At 50.1% G+C, this 25674-nt stretch carries 17 protein-coding genes and 1 tRNA gene; 11 read left to right on the top strand and 7 right to left on the bottom strand.

The features are described from left to right. The first annotated feature begins 58 nt into the window (after positions 1 to 58). From JW881_17565 to JW881_17555, 3 genes are read left to right on the top strand one after another with little or no spacing between them, the layout of a single operon-like run. The gene (locus JW881_17565; GenBank protein MBN1699332.1) at positions 59 to 1138 is read left to right on the top strand and encodes a hypothetical protein; all 1080 of its coding nucleotides are present in this window, start codon (positions 59 to 61) and stop codon (positions 1136 to 1138) included. Next, complete coding sequence (locus JW881_17560) at positions 1135 to 2151, top strand: radical SAM protein (protein MBN1699331.1); 1017 nt, start codon at positions 1135 to 1137, stop codon at positions 2149 to 2151. The genes JW881_17565 and JW881_17560 overlap by 4 nt, the downstream gene beginning before the upstream one ends. Beyond that, the gene (locus tag JW881_17555) at positions 2148 to 3002 is read left to right on the top strand and encodes a radical SAM protein (protein ID MBN1699330.1); all 855 of its coding nucleotides are present in this window, start codon (positions 2148 to 2150) and stop codon (positions 3000 to 3002) included. The genes JW881_17560 and JW881_17555 overlap by 4 nt, the downstream gene beginning before the upstream one ends. On the opposite strand, the gene JW881_17550 is transcribed toward JW881_17555, so the two are convergent. The 6 genes from JW881_17550 to JW881_17525 form a co-directional block, all read right to left on the bottom strand. Beyond that, entirely contained in the window at positions 2986 to 3462 is a 477-nt protein-coding gene (locus JW881_17550) for a hypothetical protein (protein ID MBN1699329.1), read from the bottom strand. The genes JW881_17555 and JW881_17550 overlap by 17 nt on opposite strands. Positions 3463 to 3581: 119 nt before the next feature. Continuing rightward, entirely contained in the window at positions 3582 to 4124 is a 543-nt protein-coding gene (locus JW881_17545) for a hypothetical protein (GenBank protein ID MBN1699328.1), read from the bottom strand. Between the two features lie 146 nt (positions 4125 to 4270). Continuing rightward, positions 4271 to 5173 carry a M48 family metalloprotease gene (locus tag JW881_17540; protein ID MBN1699327.1) on the bottom strand — a complete coding sequence of 301 codons (903 nt, stop codon included), beginning with the start codon at positions 5171 to 5173 and terminating at the stop codon, positions 4271 to 4273. A gap of 203 nt (positions 5174 to 5376) precedes the next feature. Then, positions 5377 to 6330 carry a VWA domain-containing protein gene (locus JW881_17535; GenBank protein ID MBN1699326.1) on the bottom strand — a complete coding sequence of 318 codons (954 nt, stop codon included), beginning with the start codon at positions 6328 to 6330 and terminating at the stop codon, positions 5377 to 5379. 52 nt (positions 6331 to 6382) lie between these two features. After that, positions 6383 to 8839: a PQQ-binding-like beta-propeller repeat protein gene (locus JW881_17530; protein MBN1699325.1), complete on the bottom strand. Its 2457-nt coding sequence runs from the start codon at positions 8837 to 8839 to the stop codon at positions 6383 to 6385. 126 nt (positions 8840 to 8965) lie between these two features. Beyond that, positions 8966 to 11014 (bottom strand): tetratricopeptide repeat protein, encoded by a 2049-nt coding sequence (locus JW881_17525; GenBank protein MBN1699324.1) that lies wholly within the window; start codon positions 11012 to 11014, stop codon positions 8966 to 8968. Between the two features lie 249 nt (positions 11015 to 11263). Here JW881_17525 and JW881_17520 point away from each other — a divergent pair, with 249 nt between their 5' ends. The 3 genes from JW881_17520 to JW881_17510 are packed head-to-tail and all read left to right on the top strand — an operon-like array spanning position 11264 to position 18093. Next, on the top strand, positions 11264 to 13402 hold the full coding sequence (locus JW881_17520; GenBank protein MBN1699323.1) for a tetratricopeptide repeat protein: 2139 nt from the start codon (positions 11264 to 11266) through the stop codon (positions 13400 to 13402). After that, positions 13390 to 14721, top strand: coding sequence for an FG-GAP repeat protein (locus tag JW881_17515; GenBank protein ID MBN1699322.1), 1332 nt, complete (start codon positions 13390 to 13392; stop codon positions 14719 to 14721). The genes JW881_17520 and JW881_17515 overlap by 13 nt, the downstream gene beginning before the upstream one ends. A 15-nt stretch (positions 14722 to 14736) precedes the next feature. Then, the gene (locus JW881_17510; GenBank protein ID MBN1699321.1) at positions 14737 to 18093 is read left to right on the top strand and encodes a hypothetical protein; all 3357 of its coding nucleotides are present in this window, start codon (positions 14737 to 14739) and stop codon (positions 18091 to 18093) included. Here JW881_17510 and JW881_17505 read toward each other — a convergent pair. Further along, positions 18090 to 19463: a hypothetical protein gene (locus JW881_17505; GenBank protein MBN1699320.1), complete on the bottom strand. Its 1374-nt coding sequence runs from the start codon at positions 19461 to 19463 to the stop codon at positions 18090 to 18092. The genes JW881_17510 and JW881_17505 overlap by 4 nt on opposite strands. 202 nt (positions 19464 to 19665) lie before the next feature. On the opposite strand from JW881_17505, the gene JW881_17500 reads away from it, so the two are divergent. The 5 genes from JW881_17500 to JW881_17480 all read left to right on the top strand — a co-directional run bounded on the left by JW881_17500 (position 19666) and on the right by JW881_17480 (position 25350). Further along, positions 19666 to 20766, top strand: coding sequence for a hypothetical protein (locus JW881_17500; protein MBN1699319.1), 1101 nt, complete (start codon positions 19666 to 19668; stop codon positions 20764 to 20766). Positions 20767 to 20857: 91 nt separating this feature from the next. Further along, the gene (locus tag JW881_17495) at positions 20858 to 21505 is read left to right on the top strand and encodes a hypothetical protein (protein MBN1699318.1); all 648 of its coding nucleotides are present in this window, start codon (positions 20858 to 20860) and stop codon (positions 21503 to 21505) included. A 158-nt stretch (positions 21506 to 21663) separates the two neighbouring features. After that, positions 21664 to 22563 carry a rhomboid family intramembrane serine protease gene (locus JW881_17490; protein ID MBN1699317.1) on the top strand — a complete coding sequence of 300 codons (900 nt, stop codon included), beginning with the start codon at positions 21664 to 21666 and terminating at the stop codon, positions 22561 to 22563. Between the two features lie 50 nt (positions 22564 to 22613). Beyond that, positions 22614 to 22686 (top strand) — tRNA-Ala (locus tag JW881_17485). Positions 22687 to 22710: 24 nt separating this feature from the next. Continuing rightward, positions 22711 to 25350 carry a diguanylate cyclase gene (locus tag JW881_17480; protein MBN1699316.1) on the top strand — a complete coding sequence of 880 codons (2640 nt, stop codon included), beginning with the start codon at positions 22711 to 22713 and terminating at the stop codon, positions 25348 to 25350. Positions 25351 to 25674: the final 324 nt, after the last annotated feature.

Raw genomic sequence — 25674 nt, 5'->3', positions numbered from 1 at the left:
AGAACAATAACGGGGCCGATGACGGGGCGATACCGATTTTATCCTGACTGGAGTAAGCATGAGAATCCTGTTTTATGCAGTCAATGGACTCGGACTTGGTCATGTGACACGGCTTTTGGCGATTGCCAGGGAAATCCGCCGTCTCAAGCCGTCCGCCCTTATCCTCTTTCTTACCTCCTCGGAATCGAATATCATTTATAAAGAAGGATTCCCCTCGGTAAAAATACCCTCGAAAAACATTATCATGGATTCCGGATTCAGGGTCCCCCTTCATATCCGCATCATGCACGAAACGGCGTGGAGTGTGTTTTCTTCGTTCCAGCCCGATATCACGGTCGTGGATACCTTTCCCCACGGCTTTTCCCACGAACTCGACCAGGTACTCAGGTGGAAATCGTGCCGTTTTGTCTATATCTACCGCCAGCGCAAGGACGAACAGCTTGAAGACGATTACTTCCATTCGCTATTAAGGCGCTATCATCTTATCATCGTTCCACATGACAAAGGGGAACCCGGTATCCGTATTCCCTGCCGGACGGATGTTTTTTACGCGGGGCCGATCATTATCCGAAACAGGAAGGAAGTGATGGGGAAAGAAGAGGTGATCAGGGCATTGGGACTCCCGCAGGACAAGAAACTCGTGCTTGTCAATCCCGGCGGCGGGGGCCAGGACAACCTGGCCAGGGTGATCTGCCGTCTTGTGAATGTCATGAAACGTATCCCCGCCGTTCATCCGGTGATCGCGCAGGGAAGCCTTCTTCACTATCTTCCCATGCGCGAATGCACGGTCATCAATGGCTATTTCCCTGTGTGTGAACTTTACAGTTGTTTTGACGCGGTCGTCGCCGGGTGCGGCTATAATACGGTCAATGAAATGCTTTATTTTCAAAAGCCGGGTGTCTATATCCCTTTTGACCGGGCGGTTGACGACCAGTTCAGGCGGGCGGCTTCGGTTGAAAAAAAAGGCATGGGATTAACCATGACCATGGAAAATCCCGGGCTTCTGGAAGACAAACTCGGGCAGCTTCTGAACCGTGCAACCTGCAGCCGTATTATGGCCAATATCCGCAAGGCGGGGATCAGAAACAATGCAAGGAGTGCGGCGAGGGCCGTTATCGGCCTTTCCGGAAAACGATGATCGATAAAACGATTCTTTTTGATTACATCGACAACGGGATCATTCCCGAAGGTCCCCTCACCGTTCATATCGATATTATCGAGGCGTGCAACCTCGACTGCATCACCTGCTGGAAGCATTCTCCCCTCCTCCCCGGAAATCGGGAGAAAAAAAGCTTCCGTACCCTTGTGTTCAGCGATTTTATGCGGATTATCGGCGACCTGAAATCGATCGGTGTGGAAAAACTCATCATATCGGGAAGCGGGGAGCCTTTTTTGCATGCCGACTGCTACCGTATGATCGAAGCTGCAAAAAAGGCCCTGTTTCATGTAACCGTCCTTACCAACGCGACCCTGATCGACCGGAAACGAATAAATGACGCCCCCCCGGACAAGCTTCTGGTCAATATCGGTGCCGCGACCGAAACCACCTACCGCAGCCTGCATCCCGGTTCTTCGGTCGATTTTGACCGGCTGCTATCGAATTTGCAGCGCCTGAACGAATATATCAATATTACCCTGGTCATGGTCGTTTCGAAACTCAATTATACAGAACTCCTTCCATTGGCCGAATTAGCCCGCTCATTCAAAAAAGCCACCCTTTCCTTTAAAAAGGCGGGGACGGTCGAGGCGACCGCCCACCTCGGCATCAATGGGGAAGAAACCGACCGGATATTGGGCCGGCTTGACGACATCGAGGAAATATGCGGCCGTTTCAGGATTCCGCACAACCTCGGGATGTTCAGGAACCAGCTTCAGAGTATCGGGACGGCCGGGGCATTTCGCGACACGGGATGTTACGCGGGACTTTTCTATTCGAGAATATATCTTGACGGGAACGTCTATTTCTGCTGCGCCCGGATACCTGTGGGAAATGTATTCGAGGCGCCCTTTTCGACCCTCTGGAACGGCACATCCTACCGGCGCATTCGAGACAAGCTTGCCGGGGGATCGTATTTCCCCGAATGCGACCACTGCGGCAAGTACAATCTCAACTATTCCGCCTCCATGCTGATACGGGAGCGCCTGTTGTGACGAAACAGGGGAACGCGGTCTCATGGAATATCTGCGAGGCCTGCAACTACGATTGTTCCTACTGCGCGCAGGGCCGCCTCCACCGGGGCTTTCCGTCCCCCGGTGATGCCGAAGCGATCGCACGCTTTCTGGCCGGACTGGCGGGCGGGTGGGAAGTGAAAATAAGCGGGGGAGAGCCCTTTTTTTACCCCGGCTTCATCGACACCGTACGGATACTCGTTGGGGGCGGCGTGAAAATATCGGTCGTCACGAACTTTTCATTTTCTTTCGGACTCTATACCGATTTTCTGGCCGTAACGGGGGATTCCCTCCGTTCTTTTTCCGTCTCTTTTCACCGGGAAAAAACCGCTTTTCACCGTTTTTTGCGGAAATGCCTCAAAATAAAACAGCGCCTTGACCGCCTTGACCACGCTTCGATGGTCGTCAACTCCGTAGTCGTTCCCGGGGAAATCGCGGATCTGATCCGGATAAAAAAGGAACTCGAAAAAAACAACATCCGCTTTTATCCGCAGTTTATGCGTAAAAAAGGCAAGGCCATCCGTTACAATAAGAAAGAAAAGGATCTGATACGTGATTTGACCGGCGGGGCGGAGGACCCCTTTCTGGTCAACCGGGGGTATTCCTTCAGGGGAAGGACCTGTTATGCGGGCTCTCGTTATTTCATCGTCACCATGACCGGGGAGTGTTTTACCTGTTATCCGGGTAAACGAAGCGGAAAGGGTTCACTCGGTGCGATCAAAGACGGAAGCGTCCGCCTGCTCGAGGATTCTCTCATCTGTCCCTATGAAACCTGCCCCTGCTCCGTCCCCGCAAACCGCGGAATTATATCGTCATCTATAATCGCAGACTGACCGCGAGCACCAGATCCGGCCAGAGACCAAAGGGAAAGGTGATAACGCGGATCACCTCCTTTTCTTTTTCGAAAAAGAAAGGAAATCCTCCCCCCGCCCGCAGGTCCATACCGAACTTTTCGTTGAACCAGTACCTTACCATGATCGAGCCGCCGCAGGAAACCATGGCCGCGGTAAAATCGAAGGTAACTGCCGCGTTCGGGATTCCCGCGAGGAACATGCACTGAAAGGATGATCCGGGCGGCCGAAGGTAAACCACGATAAAGGCGTCGCAAACGAGAAGGCCGTAAACCGCCGCACCGGCATCGGCGCGGATGCCGAGATGCCGAAGCATCCTGTACTCGATTCCGCCCCTGATTGAAAGCTGCCAGTCGATTCCCGTACAGAAAAGGGTTTCATCCGCAGAAACGGCGGTAATGGAGACAATGAAAAAAATAATCAGAAAAAGCGATTGTTTCATCCTTTATAAAGTATACGATACAATGCGCTGTTTGCAAAGGGGAAAATTATATCTTTTGCTTTTTAGAAGGGGCGGGATATATGTGCTGGAAGCGGGGGATGATTGATAGATGAATTTTTTTAGAGACGAAGTATCCAAAATGGTGAATAGCTATCCATATACATGGAAATCAAGCTATTTCGACCCGGTAGATGCTGGATTATCCTAAACAATTGTCGTAATTTTTTCTGAGGAATTTGCTGTATACTTTTCTCTTCACTACTCCATTGTCTAAATCTTTTCTCAAATTCGTCAATAACTTTATTCCCATATTTCTCCATCATTACCAAAAACACCTCCAGCAACCACCTTAAAAGCTGTGCGATACTAAAACAATTCAAGTCCGCGTGCAGCAGCTTGATCTTCCGATACACATCCTCAGTGAAATACACATGCGCATGTCGCCTTCTTTCATCCGGATTGTCAGAGACCGATTGATACCGGCTCATCCGCTGCCTTCCCCATTGATGCTCCCTTACGATCAAAGGATCGACAAGGGACATAATCCCAATAATAACCCCGGATAACGAACGTTTCGGTCCGAATAATTTCAGGCTATTCAGCTTGTTTCTCATACTATCTGATAGTACAAAATGAAATTCATGCAGGACTGATTTTATCATGCCATACTCCTCAAATAGTTATTCTCCTGCATTGTATAACGCCAAAATTCTTCCTTCTGCATTGAATTTCATTGTATTTGAGACAAAAAAAACGACCAAACACCGGCCTCTAATGTATCACAGCCGGAAATACTCATTAACCCCTTCTACAAAGACCTGATATGCGGCCTCAACGCCGTGAGTCCGTCCGCGCCGGCCTCGAGCTCGTGCAGCCTTTCGATCCGTTCGCGGATCGATGGGTGTGTCTTGAGGGTGGAACTTTCCTCCTCACGGCGGCTTCTGCCCAGAACGAGAAATCCGAAGAGCCGGACGGGCCTTACATCGAGTTTTTCGAGTGCGGAAACAAAACCGGCCACATCTCCGGTAAGTTTCACCGCCCCGATATCCGCGTCGAACTCCCGCGTCCGCGAAAGGGCGAGAAAGAGAAAGGTGCTTGCAAGTGGCGCGGCAATGATAACGAGAAGAAGCGGGAGAAGGGTCCCGCCGGATGAAGCGGCAAAAAACGGCATGCTGAAAAAGAGAACAAACATGCCGAAATACGAAAGCCACGAGGTAAGGGACCGCGCGGTCCCGGCCAGCCCGAGGATCCATGTGTCGCGGTTTACGATATGTCCTACCTCGTGGGCCAGCACCCCCAGCAATTCACGGGGATCGAGGTAGCGGATCAGCCCTTCGGTAAGGACGATCGCCGAGTTGTTGTGAGAGCCCACGGTAAAGGCGTTCAGAATGGGCTGTGGAATATAGTAAAGCGCGGGGACGCGGGCGAGGCCCGCTTTCCCGGCAAGCCCTTCAATCATCGAATGTATTCCGGGCGCGTTCGACGGGGTCAGCCGCTGTGCCCCGCGTATCCGTAATTGCAGGTTTCCGGATACCGAAGGATTGAGCAGAAAAAAAAGCCCGGCGGCAATGAGGAAAAAGAAGACGCCCTGTCCGCCCACCGTGGCCCACGCGAGAAATCCGGCAAGCAGGGCCATCAGCGCCACAATACCGGCGGTCACGGCGATATTGAGCAGCCGCCGTTTAAGCATCGTACGTTTGTTTATGTTCATCGTTCGGTCTCCCTTCTATATATAAAGTTGCAAAAAGCATGCCAGGGTTACAGGAGAAATGCGGAGAAGGCTTGGTTTAATTGTTTATGGGGGAAAGAGATAGAGAGAGGTTGTTGCCGAGGAGATGAATGACTCCCTGTTGCGTGTCGTTTTGACACGCAACAGGATATACAATGCTGAATATATGGGAAATACCGGCGTATCTAGTAATAATACGTAAATAATGTCGACAATGATAGATCGACAGCGGTAACAATTTCCAAATCGCTTCCGATATCATCCGTGAAAACACCACCTGTCGCGGCGGCAATGGCGGCGTTTTGAGCGACAGCGTCCGGCTGCGCATTCGTAATTAGCAATGGTACGGCGCGAATATTTTTCTGGGAAAGTATACCGATAGTCTCCATCATTCCATGTCCGGGATATTCGTATTCAATATCGGAATCATGTCCTACTGCTATGGTAAATACGATGATAACTTTGTCCGTATCGTTTCTCCAGCCTGGTTGTATCGAAGACTGGAACAGGGCTTCAAGCAGCGAATTCGGCAGATCGGCGCCGCTTGCTGCGAAATAGTTATTTACCGCAGTTAAAAGATCAGATGTAATGGATGTGAGATTACAATCAAGCATAAACGGTAAATCTCCACTTAATCCATATGATTCACCCACAACATAAAAATCCCTGAAACTGACAGCCCCATACTTGACGTCTCCGAGATAACCCCCAATATTGGAAATAACATTTGCTATTCCCGTCTTGATAAAAGTGATATAAGCACCCATGGAACCGTTTACATCCGTGACAAAAAGGATATCGACGGCTTTTTTGCGCTTGGAATGAAACAGATCGAGTGCGTATTCGATATGTTCCAGAGCCCAGTGAAAATCTTCGATTGTCGCATAATCCTCCATGAATACCCATTCAATATCATAGAGTGCGTTATCAAGATAAGAGATGGAATTATAGGCATACTGGCCGGGATATATCCCTTCCTCGCTTGTGTCTCTAAGATATTGCGCCTCTTTGACCGCTTCATCGAGGGCCTTTCGTGTCTGGTAATAATCCACCTCGGTCTCGAGATAATCCATGAGGGGGATATTGTCGCACGAAACCAGTGCGGCCATGATTGCGATACATACGGTTATCCGTTTCATCGTCCTTCTTCTCCTTTGCGCGGAGGCATCCTGACGCCGGGGCACCGGCGCGCTACAGCATGTCCTCCGAATCGATGATCAATACCTTTCCCGACGCGGTTCCCGCCATGATCTTTCCCTTTTCCAGGACCGGACGGGCGGATATTTCCTCGCCCGCCGCCAATGACGTTTTCACCTTCCCCGTTTTCGCGTCCGCGACCACGAGTTTTTTATCCCGCGTCCCGAACACGAGGCTGCCCCCCAGGTATGCGGGCGGAGCCGAGAGGTTCCGGATCCCGTCGTAGAGGAAAGCTCCGGTCGCCGCGTCGAGGGCGTAGACGGTCCCCCGTGAAAAAGCAAAGAGGGTATTGTTCCCGAAAAGCATGTCATTGTAGACCGCCGCCTGTTTGTCGCCGGAAAGGAGGGTTTCCCAGGCCACCTCCTTTTTCTTCAGATCGATGCACGCGACCATTCCCTTTCTGCCCGCGACATACGCCGATGTTCCGTGCACGGTCGGGGCAAGGGCGACCGGGGTGGTAAGGCCGGTCGGGACCTCCGCTTCCATATTCCCCGACGCCGCGTCGATCATGAGAAAAGTCCCCTTTGTGTCCGCGATAAGGAATGTACCGTTATAAACTGCCGGGGTCATGCGCGATTCACCCGGGACCGCGATTTCCCTGATCGTCGTCCCGGTTTCCGGATCGAAGACGACGAGTTTTCCGTTTTCCGGGTAAACGGCGGATTTTCCGAACGGGACGACCCGCCTCCCGAAGATATGGGACGAGGCATTGTCAAGGGCGCGGCTCTTCACCACCGCCCCCGTTTCGGCATCGGCGATCACAAACTCCCCCGACCCGCTGAAACAGACCCTCGAGCCGATCAGAACGGGCGCCGAATTGGTGTTGGACTGGTTGTTGGTGGAAATCGTCCACGCCTTTTCTCCCCCCATCGTCGCGGCGGTCAAAACCCCGTAAGCGTCCGCCACGATAATTCTGTCCCTGTACAAAACCGGATTTCCCGCCACCGCTGCAAAACTCGCCGTTATCGTGTTCTCGACACCGCGGGCCTTGAGCGAGACCGTGTGGTTCTTCTTTGTATTTTCATCGATCGAAATCGGATAATGCGCGGTCTTGTACCCGTTTTTCCGGACAACAAACTCGATTTCCTCCCCGGATGCGAATTCCGCGGTGTAGGTTCCCTTTCCGACCGTTTTCCCGTCGAGCAGGATCTCGGCGTCATCCGGTGTGACAATGAGACTGACCGTTTTCAGCGTGATTTCCACATCCGGTTCTTCCGGGACCATCGCTTCCTCTTTCGCCGTATCCGAAACGGCTTCTTCGGATTCCTCTGTTACCATCGCATCTCCGGCAACGGCGGACTCGTCTTCCTTTTCCTTATCGAGCTTGATCGTATACCTTGCATCCATACCGCTTTTGGGAACGATCGTCACTTTTTTTTCTATATATCCCGTAAGGCTGACACCGATTGTCACTTCTTCCCCCGGTGTAAAAAGCCCCGACACCGACCCCTTCCCGGCAGGTTCGCCGTTAAGGGAAATGGCTGCCTGCGCGGGGACGGCTTTCACCGCCACCCTCACCGCCCCGAGGACGTCATCCCCGTTTTCGGCTTCTCCGAGGTCGTGGATCTCCGCCTTTTCGACTTTTTCGAAAAGAACGACATTTTCCTTTGCAAGCTCAGACGGGCTGTCTATGGTCCGGACAACGGATTTCATCAATTTTTTACCGTTCTGTTTCAGGGCGGCAATCAGTGTATCGTCGGCGGCCCCGGCCTTGGCCGCTTTTTCGAAAGCGGTTTTGAACTCATCGAATTCCTCGGCGACAGCGGGTTCGACTTTCCTCGAAACAAGGATCTCGTTCCCGCCCTCGATCACCGGGGCTTCCTCTTCGATCGAATCGAGAAGACCGGCAAGACCGCCCTGATCATCCCCGAGTTGTTTCCGCAGCTCGCGCGTAGCGGCACCCGCGGGCAGAACGGCGACGCGGCCTTCCTTGACCGCGATAATCGTTCCCTCCTCTTCGAGTTCCCTGACCATAAAGGTCGTTCCCCGCACCCCGCAGGCGGATGAAGGGGTATTGACGGTAAAGGACTCCTTTTCCGCGAGTTTTTTCACCTTGAACAGCACGGACCCCAAAGCGACTTCGACATCGACATCCGTTTCTCCTTCTTTGAGGAACAGTTCCTTCATAACGACGGTCGTATTTTCTTCGATACGGAGTACCGCTTTCTCCCCGATTTGTACCTCGCAGTATGAATCGGGGTCCACGGCCAGGGTGTCGTCGACACCCGGCAGGTCCCCGACATCGAGGGGCTGCCACGAACCGGCATGCACCAGGGACGCGCTTCCCGACACGAACGTGACGATCGCCTGATCGATATCCGGTGCGGTAACCGGCGCGAGTGATTCCTGGCTTTCAATGCCCGAAACACGTTCGATTCTTTCTTCACATGAAAAAAACATTATAAAGGAAACAAGTAACAGCATACTCATGATTTTTCTTATCATCATCATATCTCTCCCTTCGATCGATGAAACATGTCTCCGTCGTCACCTCAGCCGAAGCGGGGCCGCCGCTGCCTGCGGCGTCGTTAAAAAGACCCCTCCCGATCGACTCGGGCCGCCTCATCCTCTTTCCTCTCACTCACTGATCCAGATTATTTTCTCCCGTTCCCTGCTAACTTCCGCGGCGAGCCTCGCCTCGTCGCCCTTGAGTTCGATATACGAATACTGTTCGGCGAGTTCGGGATCGATACTCTGGAGCTTTTTATAGGCTTCCCGCGCGTTTCCGTAATTTTCCAGCCGGTGGTTGATAATCGCGAGGCTGAGAAGAACGACCGGCTCGAGGGGCGCCATCTTGAGGGCGCGCTCGAAATAGGGGATCGCCTTGATCAGTTCGTCTTTCATATAATAAGCCGTCCCCATATTGATGAGGGCGGGGACATATTCTTCCTTCAAGACGATCGCGTTGAAAATTTCCATGGCCTTCTCGAGCCGGCCGTATTCGGCATAGAGAACGCCGAGCCGGTTTCTGACGACTGCCGAGTTTTTCGCCTTCGCCGCATCAGCCTCGAGTTTTTCGACACGGGGGGCCATCTCATAGGCGACAAACTCATCGAGCCGTTTCCCGAAGGCGGCCGCGAGTGCCTCGGCGGAAGGGATTCCCGTCTCCCCCGCGCTCCCGGTTAAAGGCGGCGGCGGGAATTCCCGCTGCATCGCCTCAATGGGAAGCAATACCGCGTTCCGGCTCGCGTTGTTCCATGCCATTACCCCTGATTGAAGGGCCCTGAGAAACCCGGAATCCATGACCGATGTATCCACGGGCAGAAAGACGCCCTCCTCCCGCACGATCAGGTCGCCGGGGTGTGAATAGATCTTGTCCGCTTTAGCCGCACTGTCTGAGAGAAGGAACGCGGGCATGATCCGGTCCTGAAACCGGATGATCGCCGAAGGAATCCCCGCGGCTTCGAGCAGGGCGCAATACAGGAAGACGGCCTCGTCGGCGTTGCACACCCCGGTTTCAAGAACCTGGTATGGATACAGCACCGTGTCGAGCTGTTCGCCGCCCGTTTTTGAAATGTGATACTCGCCTGTCGAGGCTATTCCGCGGATGTTGAGGCTTTCAAAAAGGATCATCGCCTTGCAGATCACCGTATCGATATTGTTGATATTCGTATTGCCCGGGATTTCGCTTGCCTTGAGGGCAAAGGCGGAAACACGGGGATCCCCTGAGGTAACGAACAATCCGAGTTTGGAGGGTTTGTCCCACAGGATATTGTTTCTGTTATGGATGACCGCCGAGCCCCTGAAAACCTCCGAAACCTTGTTTCCTTCATAGGAATACGATACCCTGATCTCCGTTTTCGCCTTTGACAGCTCTTCGACTCCCATAAGATTGTCGCGAAATTTTCCCGAAAGGGCGACCTCGATGCTTTCTCCGCCGTCAAGCTGTTTGATGTCCGCACATTTTACTGCTTTGTCCATATATGCCGGTATGTACAAGGAAACGGAAAGGTCTTTCACCGGCGATTTTTCCTTATTCCGGATCACGGTGCTTCCCACCGGCGTGTTGTCGTAGGTATTGATGAGGACGGGGAATACCGGACCGATCGTCACGGCCCCCTGTTCGAGCGCCTTTATGATAACGAAGTCAATGGCATATGACAGACCGATCGATACGGATAGTTCATGGGCATAGCCGAAAAAATAACGGTAGCCGACCTCGCCTTTCAGGTGGAGCGGGTTGAACATCTTCCAGTCCAGAAACACACCGCCCCCCGCATAACCGTGGCCGCCGTTCTGCTCCGGGTCTTCATTGACAAAGGTGTAAAACCCCCCTCCCCCGGCGACGACGCCGGCCGTCAGGCCTGGAGATACCGTAAAACCGATTCCGCCGCCGACCCCTCCCCATTGCCGCGAAGCGCTCATCTCCGCCCTGACGGGCGAAAAATTATAGCCGCCTTCGAAATCGAAAAAGAAAAGTGGAACAGGAGAAAAGCGGACGGCAACCCTGCCGCCGACGCCGATTTCGAAAATATCGCCCGACCCCAATATCGGAATGGTGGCCTCGGGAAGCAGGGAAATATCGAGTGAAGCCCCGGTTTTCGTTATCCCGCCGCTTTGCGCGGCAACCGTCACAGCTGTCATGAGTAATAAAAATAAAAGTCCCGTGAATACATTATATTTCATCGATGATGCGTCCTCCGTCTATCAATATAAAATATAAGACATTTTTTTTCGATTGTAAAATAAAATGACTCCTTTTATCGTTATAATGGAGAAGTATATAAAAAAAAGAATATTTTTCCTAAAAAAATAAAAAAAGACTTGCATAATCCGGTTTCGGGGATATATTTAATGAAGAAACATGTTTTATAACATTCAAAATAACTATCAACATTTCTCATAATCAGTATTACATTAACGGGGGTAATGAAAATGCGTAAACTTTTTTTCTCTAAAAAAATTCTTTTTTTCATACTCATTTTTTCCGTCATTCCGTGTGCCGGCTTCCCGGCCCAGCCGGATTATGAAGATTCGGGGCTTTCCCTGCATATCCTTCCAGGATTCACGATGCCGATCGGGGAGAAATACGGTTCCGCCTTCGATTTCGGCGGCACCGTATCGCTGCTTTGCCGGTTCTCCTTTCCCCAACTCCCCTTCCTGTTTCTCGAAGGGGGAGCGGGATTCGGGGTCACACCCCTCAAACTCGCCGACGACGCCCCGTTCGACAGCGCGATGATGTACCTCATATCGCCCAAAGCGGGAGTCGGAAGCAGTTTCCGCATCCTTCCGAACCTGTTCGCCGGCGCGCATATCCACGGCGGATACTACTACGGATTTCTCGATATCGATACGGGTGACAACAGCGGACAGAATCCCTTTATCGATATCGGGGGTGATATCCGGTTTACGCCGGTTCCTTCGATGGGTATCGGTCTCGACGCCTCTTACCGTAATTTCTTCGGACTGTATTCCGATATCGTGCTCAATCTCGGTGTCTCGTATCATTTTCAGGCGCAAAAAAGCGTGCAGATTTTCGGTACGCAGAACGAACCTTATAAGGAAATGGTATACGGCGAGATTTCATTCGACCCCGTGTTTCCCGTTTTTTTCAAGTTCTATGACGTGAATCCGATCGGAAAAATAACGGTAAAAAACACGGGAAAAATACCCATGGAAGACGTAAAAGTGAAGGTTTTTATCAATCAGTATATGGACAACCCGAAAGTGTGCGGGGAACTGGATTTCCTGAAGGGTGGGGCGGAGCAGGAGGTGTTCCTGTACGCCCTGTTCAACGAAAAAGTACTCGATATTTCGGAGGCGACAAAGGTCCAGATCAATATCATGACCGAATCCACCGTCGCCGGCGTCAATTACTCGAACGAGGAAGTCCAAACCTTGAGGCTTTACGACCGGAACGCGACGACCTGGGAAGACGACAGGCGCGCCGCCGCGTTCGTCAGTCTCAAGGACCCCACTGTGCTCAGGTTTTCGAAGAACGTTAAAAGCATGGTCCAGGGCAAGGCCCCCGGTGCGCTCGACGACAATTTCGTCACCTGCATGGCCTTCCACAGCGCACTCAGGCTGTTCGGTATGAGTTACGTCGTCGATCCCTCGACCCCCTATACCGAGTTTTCCAAGAAAAAGGCGGCTGTCGATTACCTCCAGTTCCCCAGCCAGACCCTCGATTACAAGGCCGGTGACTGCGACGACCTCTCCATTCTCTACTGCGCGCTTCTCGAATCGGTCGGCATCGAGACGGCTTTTATCACCGTTCCCGGCCATATCTTTATCGCCTTTTCCCTGGACATGGACCCGGCGGAGGCGAAAAAACGCTTCCATTATACAAAGGATTTCATCTTTATCGATGAAAAGACATGGTGCCCCTTCGAGATCACCGTTTTCAACGAGGGATTCGTCAGGGCGTGGCAGATCGGCTCGAAACAATGGAACGACCACGCCAAATCGGGCGGGGCCCGGTTGTATCCAGTTCGCGAGGCGTGGCAGACATACGAACCGGTCGGGATTTCGGGCAAGGCGGTATCCATCTCCCTTCCGGCCGCAGCCGCGGTGGTGAAGGAGTTCGGCGAACAACTCGAACGCTTTTACGAGCTGTACCTCTACCCGAGGGTCGCGAAACTCGAAGAGGATATCAAAAAATCGAAAGGAAGTATCCGGGACCTGAACGCCCTCGGCGTCCTCTACGCGCGATACGGCTTCTATGACAAGGCTGCCGAGCAGTTCACGAAAGTCCTCGCAAAAGAAGACCACTACGCGGTCCTGATCAACCTCGGCAATATCGCCTTTCTGAAAGAAGATTTTCAAAAAGCGCTTGATTACTATACACGCGCAGAAAAGAAACGGGCGAACGATCCCGTGGTCGTTCTCAGCCTGGCGCGCGTCTATTTCGAGCTTGCCGAATACAGAAAGGCCGAAACCAGTTACAAAACCCTCGCGAAGCTGGACAGGAACCTGGCGGACAAATACGGGTATCTCAATATGGCCGCCGGCGACGATACCGCCCGCGCCGCGGGAGCCGAAGCGATGAAGGAGGCAATGATATGGAGCGAATAGGAATGAAAAAAAGGCCGTTAGCGGTCATATACGGTATGTCGATTGCGGCTATTGTGCTGGGAATCGTTTTCGGGTGCTGCCTGTTCGACGATATCCCCATGTTTCTGACGGTCAAGGACCTGACATCGGAGGACCTTGTATGGAAAAACACAAAGACATTGACGGCACAGAATGCGGTTGCGAATCAGGGATTCGGATATTCGGTGGATGTCTATACCGGAAAATACGGTACCTATATCGGGGTCGGGGCACCTGAAGAATCCTCCCAAACCGGGGCGGTTTATATGTATAGAAAGACTTCTTCCGGCTGGACGTTCATCCAGAAAATAACCCCTTCCGACAGCAGTACGGACGATTATTTCGGATACTGCGTAAAGTTCACAGGGACAACATTGATTATCTCCGCTCCCGGTTATATGAGCAGCAACGATGGTGTTTATGTTTACGAGTTCAATGGATCGACATGGCAGACCCCGGCGAGTCTTTCTCCCCACGGACGATTACCGCTTGAAGGCGCGTCGCATTCTTATTTCGGCCTTGGGCTTGCCGTGAGTGGTGATTACATATTTATTGGAGATTTGAATAATACATACTTCGGGAATTACGGTGGTATGGTCTATGTCTATGATGCAGATGATTATTCTTATATTCAAGATTTAAACTATAAAGATTACACTATTGAAGCAAACGATCAATTCGGCGTTTCTCTGTGCGGGAGCGACGATTTTTTATTTGTCGGGGCATCGGGAGACGACGACGGCCAAACGAATGCAGGCGCTATTTATATGTACCGGAATGACGGCGGCGGCACACCGTGGACGTGTGTTACGAAAATACAAAGCCCGGCAATCGGCCTCAGCGAATACTACGGCAGCTCGCTTGCGATGGACGGCAGCCGCGTATTGATCGGAGAACCGGGACTGGGCGGCACCAATAATCAGCGTGCCTATTTATATACGATTGTCAACAACAATGACCTCAATCTTCTTCAAACCTTTCAAAAAACCGACAATAATATATCCCAATACGGAAAAGCCGTGGCCCTTTTAAACGACATCGTTCTGATATCAGATCCCGATTACAACGATATCGAGGGCTCATTATCCAATATCGGAAAGGCATTTCTGTATGAAGAATATAAAGAGACGTATACTGAACTCGAAGAGCTTCAGATAGCGAAAACAACACCGTCATCGGCGGACCATGCGGGTTTTTCAATCACTCTGAAAAACAATATATTCTGTGTCGGAATTCCCAACGACGATACGGCCGCATCCGAATCCGGCGCCGTTTTGGTGTATGAATTAACGGAACCATAAATAAAGGAGAGCATCATGAAAAAAAGTGTATTAATCATCTGTTTGTTGTCAATGACATTTTTCGTCTATTCCCAGATGTATACGGTGAGTTCTTTTGAATGGTATGACAAGGAGACGATCCCCGTTTTTTTCGAGATACCTTCCGGGACGGCGGAAACAACCGTTACGATCGATACATACGGCAACAACCCCGCCACATTACAGTTCTTTATTACATTGAATGATGGAACAACGGATATTGTCGGTAACGGAAGCTATATATTGACGACAGGAGATGCGGTAAGCGGGAAAACGATTCAATGCAGCGGGACGGGTCCGTATGTCGTGACGATTACCGATAACACGGGAGGTACTGCTACAAACGAATACTGGGGCATTACGATCGCCGGACTCGGCGGAGGAACCAATCATACCGGCGCCGCAATAACCGGAGGAGGGCTTTTCCCGTACGGCAATGTATGGCATTGGAACGACGATCTCCTTGATGCGGCAGACAACGACGAGGAGATAAATATTTTATTCGACGTCAATGGAAGCGTATACACAAACATACACAAGGCATTGGTATATATAGAATCATCGGAGCCGATCTACAGGGTCGAATTGAACGGTGTGACAAGCGGATGCGGATTGTTGTCTCCACAGAATATCGATCCGGCACTCGGCAGTTCCCCTTCCTGGATCAGCGGTTCGGTCGGAAGCAGTTCAACAGGAGGCACTACCTATAATTTTTCGGAAATATCAGCCGGATCAATTTACCTTCTGGAAATCGAGGTTCTCAATAAAACATCCCCGCCGCCGCCGGATTCCGATTTTGATTTCAATGAAAAATGGCAGCTGATCCTTTCATATGCAGCCGGTGTAACGGAAGTACAAGCAGCGGTATCGATCAAGATAGAAGACAATTCCGCCGTCGATATCACACCGGCAGTGGGAGAGTCGACTGATCCCGCATCATTAACGCGGCAGCCATTAGCAGCAATTACAAAACCGGTCAACCAGCCGTCGACCCTTACGCTTCCCGTCATGCGGGAACGAACCTTTACATTCGAAGCGGATTCGCCGGTTTCTCCGACAATGACATGGTATAAAGACGGGGTTCAGCAGCCGTCTCTTTCTAGTGACAGTATTTCGAATATCAGCCAGGTTATCTATACCCTGAAATCAAAAGAGACAGTGACCACATCCGGTTACCCCTATTCAAATTTCACCCATTTTGCCTTCGATTCCCTGACCGTACAATCATACGGAAAGGAATATATAGGCTTCCCCTATGCGCGCGGGGTTCCGTATGATGAAGGACGTGAGCCGCATATCGACGGCATCGTGGAAGGACCGGACGGACAGCAGGAGACATCCGGATCCGACGCCGGTGAGATATACGGCGAAAACGGGTGGAGCGGCGCATATCGAATCACCCACGCGGACGGGACGATAACCGAGGATGTCGCCTTCCAGGCCTTAAGATCACAGGACGGAAACAGGCTTTACATGTCGTTCGAAGTGAAAAACGATTCGTCACTCGACGCCACGGACGTGATTGTCGTCGGGATACGGCCGGATGCATCCAGTACGACTGAAGCGAATGACCGTCTATTGCGTATCTATCCTCTCTCCGGTACGATTCAGTATTACCAGGACAGCAGCAACTGGCAGCAATACACCCCCACACTAACGACGCAGTTCAATGTTGGAACAAACGACCAGACCGCCACCAATCAGGCATGGAGTGTCGAAGTACAGATTCCCGTTCCCGCCCAGGGAACCGAGTGGCCCCAGATCCAAAACGACTTTCTGCTTTACTACGATGTATTCCGTACCTATACGGAAGTCAGCACGGATCTATTGGTAAGCCAGTTCGCATGGCCGAGGTTTTCACAGAAGGTAAGGGGAAATATCGACACATTCCAGTTCTCTCCGTCATACTGGGGGCTCGCGCGGAAGGCAAATCCGCTTACCACAAACGGTGTATCGATAGGATGGTCTGATATCGGTGTTATCACCGCGCCGGGAGATCTTGTTTCGACTCCCACGAATATCATGTCGACGAATACATCGAATACCAATACTTTCGTCGCCAGGGTACATAACAATACCATACAGGAAATCGATGACGGAGGGGGAGGAGTAATCGATAACCAGCGGGAGGTAAGTAACGTCAACGTCACGTTCCGCATCGCCAACTGGGGTGTCCCCCCATATGACTCGGCGACTTATTGGGAGATTATTCCCGCAAATGTCTCTCCGTACGACAATAATCCCGTCATGACCCAGACATCGCCGACCATGGGAGCCACCATCATCGGTCCTTCCTCGACTGGCCAATACGAAGCACAGTGGCAATTGACGTCCGCACAGAGAGACCGTTATATACTCGATCATAGTGCTACGGTAAACGAACTGCATCAATGCATCAATGTCGTTCTCGACGCACCATCAGGAAATGTCAATTTCATCAACAAAAGCGTTGTCAGAAACATGAATTTTGACGGCGCATCGACCTTCGAACAGGAAGCACGAATCGACGGGCGGGGATACGGAAAACCGCCGTTCGGATGGGAAAAGCACAGGTTCCTGCTTTATATAAACAAATATAAACTGGAGGGTTTGCCGGGACAGGTTATGCAGCAGCCGACTGATTTGACAACGGGATTACAGCCTCGCCCGGTCGACAAAAACACCTACCTGAACTGGTCCGCGCACGCGATGCGGTATACCGGAGAAATCGTCATCATCGACGGCGCCGCACACACAATCGTGGACCCCGTGGGATCGTTCGGACATGTAATGATCCATGAAGGGGAGGTATTGCATTGGGACTATTCACTGGAAGGACTCCCGAAACTCCGTAAAAATCCCGATATTTTCCTCGTCGATGTGCCTGAAGACGAAGTGAAAAAAGTGAATACCGTGATTAAGGCCGTCGAACCCACCGGCCACGTGAGTCTTCACGGCGGTGCCTCGATACCCCTGACGCAATTCGCGGCGGATTACGAGGTGGGCTGGAACGTGATCGCGGATCTCGGATTCAAAATAATTCCCCGCCTCTACATCATGGGCATGTTCGGCTACAACTGGTTCCCTGCGAAATCGTCGGGAGTGGATGACACGTCGATCCTGAATATTTCACTCACGGCAAAATACTATCTCCCGGTGCAGCCCTTTCTGGACATCGGAATCGGAGTGGGACCCGAATTGTATATCACTGATTTTGATTTCAACCGGCTCGATGTGGGCTATAACGTCGATCTGAGTCTCGATTACAGGATAACGAACGCCATCCTGGCGGAAATCGGCGCAATCTACCATTCCCATTTCAGCGAGGAGTACTGGTTTATCCAGACGCACGCCGGATTGTTGTTCAGATTTTAGGTATCGGTAATACGGCCCGGCCCGGGCACAGTTTCGGGCCGGGCTTTTTTTTCCGAGTTATCGTCAATCTCAGAGAGTCCCCCGCCGTTTTCCGCAATCGAGAGTCCACCGCTTTTTTCGTTCTTATCCGAAATCGAAAGCATTCCCTTTTCTATCGGACCGATCCGCTTCTTGATCCTCTCTATGGCGGTCTGTGCCGCTTCACGAATTTCCGACGGCAGCTTCTGGTTTTTTGCAACGGATCCAAGCGGTTCGACCGCCTCCGCGGTCCCGTTTTCCACGAGTGCCGCAACGGCAATCCCGAGTAATGACGTATCGTACAAATTCAAAAGCAGGGTACAAAGGAAATCTTCCGCCTTTTTCCCCCCGATCCTCGAAATCGCATGCAAAAGATGTATTTGTTCATTTTTGAAATTCGGATGATGAAAATGCCCGATCAGGGAATCGAGACACCGGGGGCCTTCTTTTTCCGCGAGAAGCCTGACCGCCGTTTCCAGTCCGGTCACGGGCGGGTAACGCCCCGGTTGATGCAACGCCTCCAGTCCGGTATAAAGCGCCGGGACACCGTCGTCAGCCAGCAGTGAAAAAGCGAATGAGGCGAGACGTCTGTCCGGATCGAACAGGAGTTTTTTGCATTCAAATAAAAGGGAATCGTCCCCCGGATATGTTTCCGCCATCACTTCGAGATTCCGGAGGCGGAAGCCCGGTAACGATTCGCGTCTGATATTACTCAGAAGCCGTTCCCTGATTTCGGCTTCCTGTCCGGCCTTTTTCATCAGCCTGATAAAGGAATCGAAGACCAATGTAATATTCTTTATCGCGGCCGTGCCGTATTCCATCGGCATGATAAACTCGCCATGTGACGATGTGATGGTAAACCTGCTTGTGTAATTTTTTACGTGAATCAGTGCCTTACGCGTATCGTAATCCATGAACGCGAGGGTCTCCGCAATACCCATGCCCTCCACAGCGATATAGAGATCAAAATCGGGATCGCCCGTATAGTTTCCGCTTTCGGGCAGTACCGTTTTCCTGCTTCCGCCGCCGTATTTTATCGTGAATATCCGAAGGGAATCGTTCTGCTCCGGCGCGTCGACAGTGCCCGTATAGCGCATTTGCCGGTTATTTATTGATAGACCGATTGTGTACCCCCACACGCCGCCGGACAGGCTGTACGGACGCATGCATGATGGCGGCAGTCTGTAGTGCGAACATACCGATCTGAGTACCGAATCTTCATCCGGACCGGACTTCAACAACCGCCTTTCATATGGTGTCTGCCCGATGGAATCGGAATCATACCGTTTTTTGATAAAAGAGACAATGAGGACGACAATCATCAATATTAGGAAAAGAATTTCATTAAGCAAAACAGTACGAAACCTCCCTTTTGATTATAGCCCGCCTTTCACTCCGCGTAAACAGGAAATTTACCGACATAAGCTTATTTCCTATGGGATGTACCCTGGTTATCAAACCCCGGCGGTCACGAGCGTATATTCTCCGTTATATTACGATATTGATAGACTTTTATTAATCTGGTATTATATTGCTAAAAAAATATAAGGAGAAATGATGTTTGCGGATATCAACCTGAAAGAGCTCGCAGAAATAACTGCCCCCGAACGGTCGTTCCTGAGTCTTTACCTTTCAGGACCTGATTCGGTTTATGAACTGGACCGGTCTTTCCGCCGGTTGCGAAAGGTTCTCTCCAAAAACAATGGAGAAAAGGACGAGCGGGTTCAATTCGATGAAAATGTAAAAATGGTCTATCAGTATCTCGAACAGCACCCCTTTACATCGGGTTCTCTCTGTATCTTTACCGGCTGGATTCTGGACTACTTCAAGGCGTATCCCCTCAACATACGGGTCCACGATCTTATCTGGATCGATTCCTCCCCGTTCATCCGCCCCCTGGCGGAACTTCAGGATGAATATGAAAATGTCGCCGTCGTTGTCGCGGACGCCGTAAAGGCGAAAATATTTCTCGTGTCGTCCGCCAAAGCGACGTCGGAGGAGGCGGTAAAGGGGAACGTAAAAAACCATGTGAGAAAGGGGGGGTGGTCTCAACAGCGATACGAGAGACGGCGCGACAAACAACTGCTTTTATATGCCAGGGAAATTGTGGGTTCACTGACGGACTTGTCGAAAAAGGAACGATTCAGGCGGCTGCTTTTGGTCGGAAGCAGGGAAGTCATAAAAGCCGTATACGACAACCTCCCTCCGATACTCCTTAAAATAGCCGTGACAAAGCGTGTCGACCTGAGCAAGGGGGAACATACGATCCATCACGATATCATGGAGTTGTTTGTCGAAGAGGAAAGAAAATCGGAAAGAGAACTCTGGGAAAAAATCCGCGGCGAGTACCTCCGCGGCGGACTTGGTGTCGTCGGTCTCGATGATGTCTTTGATGCGGCCATGGAAGGCCGGATCGATGAAATGATCGTAGCGCGCGACTACCGGCCGGAAGGACGGTATTGCCGCGACTGCGAAACCATCGTCAAAAAAGCCGCGGAACGATGTCCCGTGTGCCATTCGGACTCGATGTTTACAATCGATGTAGTGAATGAAATCGTTGAAATGCTCAAACTCACCGGTGCCACCGTCGATTTTGCCGACCCCATTCCCACATTGAAGGAAGCCGGCGAGATCGCGGCCCTTCTCAGGTACTGAGCACCATCGTCGGGGAAAAGGTGTCGAAAACGAAAGGGGAAGAACCGCCCTTGCAGGATTAAGAGCGATTCCCTATAATTATTGATATCGTATGGAAACCCTGAGTTACCTTGTAAGCGGAATCATCGCGGTCGCCTGGTCGGTCTGGATCTTTGTTATCTGGCAGAAACGCGCGGATCTGGCCGAATCGTCCCCGTTGCGATTTATCCTCCTTTTTCTTCCCGCGAGCTTTTTTCTGCTTATCTCGATAAGCGGCTGGTCCTCCGTCATGTTTCTTCGCATCGACATTATCGGACTCATCATATTCATTATTCTTGTCCTCCTTACCTGGTTTATACAATTTCTGACCCTTCCGCTCGAAAATCGATGGTACCGCCCCGTCTTTATCATCAGTCTGATCGTCTGCATTGCTTGTTCGATCGGTCTGGTCTGTTTTATCTATGTGCTCAAGTTGTATCCGATGACCGCGATCAGTCTGTCCGCTTTTTTCAGGTCCCTGCAGCATATCGATTTTCTCAGATTTCTCTGGTACGTCCTCAATCCGGAAACGAATAAACAGGATATCTACTCCATCATCAATAAACTCGTCATCGCCGCCTGCGCGTATCTTCCGCTTACCATCGTCCGTATCTGGTACACTAATAAAAAATTCAAGCAGCTGAAAAGGGAAATCGATCTGCTGAAACTCGAAATGGAGCGTCAGAAAACCATCGAAACAGCGGCCACTTCGGGATTATAAGCGAACGCTTACTCAAAAAAGATATATCCGGAAACGGTATATGCTGTATACCGAAAAAACCTTTCCGTCAAGCATCATATGGCGCCCCGGTAATTAAAATCGTCTTGACGCGGGAATTGACTTCCGTGTAAACTGAATTGAATCGTAAGGATCGAATAATGGTCGATTACCAGCTGCCCAAAATTACAAGGACCGTCACGGTCATTCTCATTATACACGCTGTTTTTTTTCTGCTTTCGCTCGTTATTCCCCGGATAATTTTCGGCTACTTCGGGCTTTACTGGTCCGATATGCCCGTTTTTAATCTCACACTCGTCTACAGGATTTTCACCTACCCGTTCGTCCTTTTCCGTGTGGAAATCTTCGGGCTTCTGTTTTTTGCCCTTTTTATGTGGTGGGTCGGAAGCGGGCTCGAACGGTCGTGGGGAACCAGGCAATTCATCACCTTTTATTGTGTGACCGTAAGCGTTTCCGGCCTTCTCTGCCTTCCCGTTATACATCTCACAGGTGTTCACATGGGTTATATCGCAGGCACAATCGGTATTACCTTTTCGATAATAGCGGTATATGCATATCTCACCCCCAATACGCCCTTTTACGTCTTTGGTATCTTCCCAATAAAGGTAAAATGGCTTCTTCTTGTTTCGCTTTTATTTATCATCATGGAACCGACCCCGTCTTCAATGCTTTATCACCTGATTATCCAGCTTGTGACGGGTCTTGTTGCCGTTATGTATGTTTTTTTCACACAGCCCATCCCCGTATGGGTGAGGCCTGTACTCGGCGGCGTCAAAAAAGGACTCCGGCGTATAAAAAGCGATATACGCTATAAACTCGGCAAAAAAAAGATCACCTTTTACCGGTATCGGTCACCGGAAGAAGAAGAACCGGATTCACCAGCAGGATCATCTTCAAACGACGAAACATTCGAACAAAAAGAAGTAAACCGGATCCTGGACAAGATAAGCAGGGAAGGGCTCGATGCCCTTACAAAAGAAGAGAAACAATTTCTCGACATTGTAAGCGAAAATATGCGAAACAACAACATGGACAATTGAGAAAGCTTCTTGCCATGACCGGATAAATCCGTTATACTTATGAGAAACAAGGGGGATTAGCTCAGTTGGTAGAGCGATAGGTTCGCAATCTATAGGCCAGGGGTTCAAATCCCCTATCCTCCATATTATAATCCCGGCAGCGTAACGATGAAAAAAAAGCCCGAAAAACGATATTCTCCAGGAGAACTTGAACGAACCCGTAAAAACATAGGCAACCTGTCCCGTGAAGAAGCGGAAAAAATGACGAAAATTCTTGGCGGAGATATCGGCGAGGAAGACGACCCCGAAGATATCAAGAACAAGTACCTGGAGTTTCAATCGAGGCATTACAGAAAAAAGCGTTTTATCCATGCCGGAAAGCGAAAGAAAAAAAGAAGGCATCAGGAACGGATTGACGGAACGGGAAGACCGGCGAGGCGGCGGCAATACAGGAAAGAAACCGATGAGAAGGGGGAATCCGGCGATGCCACGTTTATCGACAGGGTCAAGCTCGATTTTCTTTGCAGTAAACCGGAATACAGACTCAAACCGTTAAGCGGTGCGATCGCATCACTTTTTTCGCTTTTCATTCAGGTACCGGATTATGTCAATCCGATGTTCATCAAAAAAGCCCATCTGTTTTTTTATACCGCACTCTATAACTTTATAACTTCGATACGCGGGCTGTTTACGAAAACCCGTCCGGATGTCATGGAAGAGGTAGCAAAGCACCCCCTTTACGGAAAAGTACTTACCGTCATTAAAAAATGGGATATAACGGCAATAAATCTCGAACTTAATATACTCAGAAAATATCCCTACAGACAGACGGTAAAGCGGCTTTCCCGTTTATGCAGGTATGTGTACGAGCCCTTTGCAATCCTTTTCGATATCGAACCGGATACCCATATCAGGGAGGCGATACGCTGGGCGTATAATATCAACATGTCACACACGCCTGAAAAGGGGAAAATACAGGACCGGATAAGAAACTTCTATTATGAGGCAATCAAGTTTCTTCCCGTTATTTTCCATGATATAAAGCGGATGTTCTATCCGCTTCTTCTCAAGCAGATGACGAACAGGTTTGCCACCTATGAGGAGTTTCTCCTGAACTACCGGTCCGATATTCTTGGATTCCTCAACCTGACCGAAGATCAGGTCATAAAACCCGCTGAAGGAAACGAGCCCGTTTCCACGAATGAAGAAACCGCTTTAGAAGATAAAACACCAAAGCCGGGCGACGGAGAGGATATCGGTGAAAAACCGGCGCAATCGGAGACGGCGGGAACGGCGGTCAATGACGGTATCACATTGCTTCAATTTCTTTTTCCGGGTGCGGGATGGAACCGTCTCAATGTGTATCCCGATCTTTATCCCTATTTTCAGCCGCTTTTCCGGTTTCCCTCGGGCTTCGAACTCATCCCCCGTTCAGATCCCCTTCACCAGGTGATGATACTGGCAAGTATCATTCATTATCTGCTTTATGGATTCAGAAACATCAAATTCAACATCGTCAGGAATGAAAGACTCGAGGCCGTATCCGTGAAAGAAAAGATCGATTCGCTACTTTCGATATGGCCGGTCTTCGTCGATGACGTAATCGGCGATTACTATGTCTCGCAGCTTTCCGACTATTGCAGGCATCTGGAAAAAGACAAAAAATTCGGAAAGACGGAAGTCGCTGAAAAACTCGTCAATGAAATGAACAGCATCAAAAAAACGTTTTTTCTTCCATATTACCGGATGACCTTTTCAAAAATAGTCACCGGCATCCTGAAAAAACCCTATCCAAAGCTTTATACCATAACGGAAGAGTTCACCCCCCTTCTCGGCAGACTATCAATGGAAATACATCAACAATTGAAGGAAAAAAGGGAAAAAGAAAAACGGGGAGAAAAGATAAAGCTCAAGGATTTGAAATGCGAAGGTATACTCAATCCCTGGGATAAATATGACTTCGGACTGATGAATCCCGTCTCGAAACGACTCGACCGGCTTCTCGTACAGCGGGTCAGGGAGAGGGACGGATCGACGAAGATCATCGACAGAAGGACAAACGCGAACATCGTCATTTATTCACACACACTTATGGCAATGCTGAACGATCTCGTCAATGAAAAAACGAGTTATTTCTATAATCCTCCCGATTCATGTCTTTTTCGAAGCACCGGCGATGCCGGGACCATTCCGCAATATTCGGTCGGACTCCTCGATACGGAAAAAATCATGCAGGAAACGCCGCAAAAAAATCCCGATAAGCCGGAAGTCGAACCAAACGGAAAAAAGAACGCGATCGTCGATCCCGTTACCGGATTGTACGGGAAATCGGCGCTGTCGAAAGAAGTGGCGCGTGAGATCAACGACGTTCATATTCATGGGACCTATTTCTCCCTTATTTTTCTTTTTCTCCCGAAATTACAATCCGAAATCGGTAAAAAGGGAACCAGCTACGGCAATGAAGTGAGCAAGACATGCGCAACGGCCATCAAACGCATTGTCCGCCGGATTATCGATATCCCGTTCATCCTGGACAGGGACGAATATGTCGTGCTGTTGAGTAAAACGGATATTTTAAAGGCTATAAGCGTCGCACGGAGAATCCGTAATGATGCCGCCGGCAGCATCGATATGGTATTGGGGAGTCAACCTATCTATATCGGCGCCCTCCAGTATAATCCCAAATGGGACCTCGATAAAACGATAAAAATACTCGAAAAAGTTAAAGTCGTTGTACGGAATCAACCGGCACCCAGAATCGTTTATCTGGACCACGCAAAAAACACCCTTAAGGCGATTAGACTTTGATAAATTGTCCTTTTCATTACGAATATCGTAAAATAACCCACGAAAATAAGGATGAAAACAGTTTATATAAGTCTTTAATTAGTTCCTGTTGATTAATCCAGAAAAACATTGAATAAAGCCCGTGTATTTGCTAATCTCCAAAGTGACAAAACTAAAGGAGGGTTGCATGTACACGGGCTTGAAAATACAAAAAGATTTCACAGATGCATATCAAGATATGATATTAACAGACCACAACGAATTGGTCAAATTAAAAAAAATAATCCCATGGCGGGAAATAGATAAAATTTATCAAAATGTTACCCCGCCAAGATCGGAAATTCG

It is taken from the genome of Spirochaetales bacterium, from assembly GCA_016930085.1.
Lineage (GTDB): Bacteria > Spirochaetota > Spirochaetia > SZUA-6 > JAFGRV01 > JAFGHO01.
The sequence above is the reverse complement of the archived record's forward strand: the minus strand, read 5'-3'. Positions and strand labels throughout refer to the sequence as shown.